Source organism: Nocardioides sp. (assembly GCF_035697785.1).
Taxonomy (GTDB): Bacteria; Actinomycetota; Actinomycetes; order Propionibacteriales; family Nocardioidaceae; genus Nocardioides_B.
Genome location: NZ_DASSCL010000092.1, coordinates 1 through 3,868, shown reverse-complemented (window position 1 = coordinate 3,868; position 3,868 = coordinate 1). Strand labels below are relative to the sequence as shown.

General features: G+C 72.0%; 5 protein-coding genes. 4 read left to right on the top strand and 1 reads right to left on the bottom strand.

Annotated features, from left to right (window positions below; genetic code table 11):
• On the top strand, window positions 1–904 hold a 904-nt coding region (locus VFH10_RS09095; protein ID WP_325127800.1), incomplete at its 5' end, for a hypothetical protein.
• A complete protein-coding gene (locus tag VFH10_RS09090) occupies window positions 901–1,407 on the top strand; it encodes an O-acetyl-ADP-ribose deacetylase (RefSeq protein ID WP_325127799.1) in 507 nt (168 codons plus the stop codon). The genes VFH10_RS09095 and VFH10_RS09090, both read left to right, overlap by 4 nt.
• A gap of 65 nt (window positions 1,408–1,472) precedes the next feature.
• On the opposite strand, the gene serC is transcribed toward VFH10_RS09090, so the two are convergent.
• A complete protein-coding gene (gene serC, locus VFH10_RS09085; RefSeq protein WP_325127798.1) occupies window positions 1,473–2,585 on the bottom strand; it encodes a phosphoserine transaminase in 1,113 nt (370 codons plus the stop codon).
• Window positions 2,586–2,602: 17 nt separating this feature from the next.
• Here serC and VFH10_RS09080 point away from each other — a divergent pair, with 17 nt between their 5' ends.
• Window positions 2,603–3,094 carry a GNAT family N-acetyltransferase gene (locus tag VFH10_RS09080; RefSeq protein WP_325127797.1) on the top strand — a complete coding sequence of 164 codons (492 nt, stop codon included), beginning with the start codon at window positions 2,603–2,605 and terminating at the stop codon, window positions 3,092–3,094.
• Window positions 3,095–3,183: 89 nt separating this feature from the next.
• Window positions 3,184–3,768, top strand: coding sequence for a hypothetical protein (locus VFH10_RS09075; protein WP_325127796.1), 585 nt, complete (start codon window positions 3,184–3,186; stop codon window positions 3,766–3,768).
• Window positions 3,769–3,868: the final 100 nt, after the last annotated feature.

Here is a 3,868-nt window from a genome sequence, read left to right as displayed (position 1 = left end):
CCGTGTGGTCTTCGAGCTGCAGGACTCGCGCATCCACGAGTCGAGTGGCCTGGTCGACCTCGGCAAGGTGATGGTCACGGTCAACGACTCCGGCGACAGCCCGCGGGTGTTCGTGCTGGACGCGCGGACCGGCGACACCGTGGGAGTCACCGACTTCGGCACCGAGGTCAGCGACGTCGAGGCCCTCGCCCCGGCGGGACGGGACCACGTGTGGGTCGGCGACATCGGCGACAACCGGCGTACCCGCGACGAGGTGGTCGTCCACCGGGTGCGCGTCGCCGCGCGCGACCTCGACGTGCGGCCCACCGTCAGCGTCCGGCTGCGCTACCCCGACAAGCCGCACGACGCCGAGGCGCTCTTCACCGATCGCCGCGGCCGGCTGCACGTGATCACCAAGTCGTTCGGCGGCGGGGTCGTCTACCGCGCACCCGCCCGACTCGACCCCGACGGAGTCAACGTGCTCGAGCCGGTGGCGCGGCTCGACGCCTACGTCACCGACGCGGCCCTGCTGGGCGGCGGGCGGCACGTGCTGGTGCGGGGTCCGGTCCGGGCGACGGTGCACGCACTGCCCGACTTCGCCGCGCTCGGCTCTCTCGAGCTGCCCCGGCAACGGCAGGGTGAGGCGGTCTCCGTCGGCCCGGTCGGCCGCGTCCGGGTGAGCACCGAGGGAGCCGGTACGCCGGTGCACGAGGTCGACCTGCCTTCTCAGCTGCGCGCGCGGATGCAGGGCCCGGCCACACCTTCGGCGAGCCCCACCCCGGTCGACCCGGACGACGCCTCCCGGCAGGATGGCGCGGGAGGAGGCAGCCGCCCCGGATGGCTGCCCTGGGCCACCGCCGGTGCGCTCGTCGTCGTGGTGGTGGCCCTCGGTCGAGCCGTGACGATCAGGAGGAGCACCCGATGAGGATCACCGTCGTGCAGGGCGACATCACGCAGCAGGAGGTGGACGCGGTGGTCAACGCCGCCAACCGCCGGATGCGCGGCGGCGGAGGAGTCGACGGAGCCATCCACCGGGCCGGGGGACCGGCGGTGCTCGAGGACTGCCGGCGCCGCTTCCCCGACGGGCTCGCCACCGGCCAGGCGGGCTGGACGACCGCGGGGAGCATGCCCGCCCGCTGGGTGATCCACGTCGTCGGGCCCAACCACAGCGCGGGCGAGACCGACCGGTCGCTGCTCACCTCCTGCTACGCCAACGCGCTGCGGGTCGCCGACGAGCTCGGCGCCCTCACGGTGGCGTTCCCGCTGGTCTCGGCGGGCATCTACGGCTGGCCGCGCGAGGACGCCGCGGCCGCCGCGGTCGAGACGCTCAGCGGCACGCGCACACAGGTCGAGGAGGCCCGGATGGTGGCGTTCGACCGGTCGGCGTACGAGCTGGTCGAGCGGGCGGTTTCACACGTTAACCAGTGAAACTGCCACTTCCCACACGATGCAACGTGGGGTGAGTGGCGGTTTCACTGGTGAACCAGTGAACCTCAGAGCGCCTCGACCACGAACTCCACGCACCGCGTCAGCGCCTCGACGTCGGCGGGGTCGATCGCGGGGTACATCGCGATGCGCAGCTGGTTGCGGCCCAGCTTTCGGTAGGGCTCGGTGTCGACGATGCCGTTGGCGCGCAGCGTCGCGGCCACCGCGTCGGCGTCGATGCTCTCGTCGAGGTCGATCGTGCCGATCACCAGGGAGCGATGGGCCGGGTCGGCGACGTACGGCGTGGTCCAGGACGTCCGCCCGGCCCAGCCGTAGAGGATCTCGGACGAGGCGGTGGTGCGCTTGACCATGCCCTCGAGCCCGCCCTGGCCGTTCATCCAGTCCAGCTGCTCGGCCATCAAGAACAGCGTCGTCACGGACGGGGTGTTGTAGGTCTGGTCCTTCGCGGAATTCTCGATCGCGGTGGGCAGGTCGAAGAACGCCGGCACCCAGCGGTCGGAGGTGGCGATGGACGCCGCGCGGTCGAGCGCCTTCGGGGACATCAGCGCGATCCACAGGCCGCCGTCGGAGGCGAAGCACTTCTGCGGCGCGAAGTAGTAGGCGTCGACCTCGTGCAGGTCGACCGGCAGCCCGCCGGCACCCGAGGTGGCGTCGACGAGCACCACGCTGTCGTCGTCGGCTACCCGCCGGACGGGAGCCATCACCGCGGTGGAGGTCTCGTTGTGCGCCCACGCGTAGGCGTCGACGCCCTCCTCGGCCACCGGTGCGGGCAGGGATCCCGGCTCGCTCTTGATGACCGACGGCTCGGCCAGCCAGGGCGCCGAGGTCGCGGCCTTGGCGAACTTGGCGGAGAACTCCCCGAAGCTCAGGTGCTGGCTCTTCTCGCGGATCAGCCCGAACGTGGCGACGTCCCAGAACGCCGTGGCACCACCGTTGCCGAGCACGACCTGGTAGCCCTCGGGCAGCGAGAACAGCTCCGCCAGGCCCTCGCGCACCCGCCGCACGGTCTTCCTCACCGGAGCCTGCCGGTGCGAGGTGCCCATCAGGCTCGTCCCGGTCGCGGCGAGCGCGTCCAGAGCGCCGGCGGGGATCTTGGAGGGACCGGCCCCGAACCGGCCGTCGACGGGCTTGAGGTCGCTGGGGATCACGATGTCGCTCACGCGCCTATTCTGCCGCCATGACGAGCACCCCGGGCTGGCGGGTCTCACGCCTGCCGATCACCCACCCGGACGCGGCGATGCTGGTCGAGGAGGTGCAGGGGGAGTACGTCGCGCGCTACGGAGGCCGCGACGAGACGCCCCTGGACCCCTCGTACTTCGAGGCGCCGGCCGGCGCGTTCTTCGTCGGCTACCTCGACGAGCGACCCGTGGCCACAGGTGCCTGGCGCCGGCGCCAGGACGTCACGTTCGCCGACACCTGGGCGACCGCCGAGATCAAGCGGATGTACGTCGCGCCCGCCGCCCGTGGCCGCGGGCTGGCCCGCGCGATGCTCAGCCACCTCGAGCAGACGGCGCGACGGGCCGGGGCCGAGGCGATCGTGCTCGAGACCGGGCTGCGCCAGCCGGAGGCGATCCAGCTGTACTCCAGCTCCGGCTACGTCCCGATCGCCGGGTTCGGCTTCTACAAGGACGAGCCGCTGTCGCGCTGCTTCGGCAAGGCGCTGGCCTGAGGGAGAGGCCACTTCTCCGGAAAATCGGACAAAGCAGACAGGTCGCCGTACGGTCGTGGGGTTCGACCACGAGGGGATCCCGCACCACCATGAGTCTTCGCACCATCGCCGGGCGCAGCGTCGCGCTGCTCGCCACCACCCTGCTGATCATCGGCGTCGCTCCCGCGGGCGCGGCGTACGCACCGGTCGAGCCCTACGCCCGGTACCAGCCACAGAGCGTGTGCAGTCCGGTCGCCAAGGCCGGCACGGTGGCGTTGGGTCGGTGGCTCGTCCGCACCCACGGCGGCCGCTTCGGCACGATCTCGCGCTCGTGCGCGGGTCGATCGGTGAGCGAGCACAAGGAGGGCCGCGCCTTCGACTGGACGCTCGACGTACGTCGGGCTCGCGACCGGGCGAGCGCGGCGCGGTTCCTGCGGGCGGCCTTCGCGACCGGAACCTCCGGTGAGCACGCGGAGCTGGCCCGGCGGATGGGCATCATGTACATCATCTGGAACGACCGCATCTACTCGTCGTACCGCCAGTTCAGTGCGAAGCCCTACCTCAGCCCCTCCTGCAAGCGGCTCTCGACGTGCTCGCGCACCCTGCGTCACCGCGACCACATGCTCATCTCGCTGACCCGTGCGGCCGCGTGGGGCCGGACCAGCTGGTACGCCGGCCGGGTGCCCGCCTCCTGAGTCAGGCGACCGGCTCCTCCGACGCGTCGGTCTTGCCCCACGCGTCGTTCCAGCCCTCGATGTCCTGGGCCGGACGCTCGCCCGGACCGGTGTAGATGGC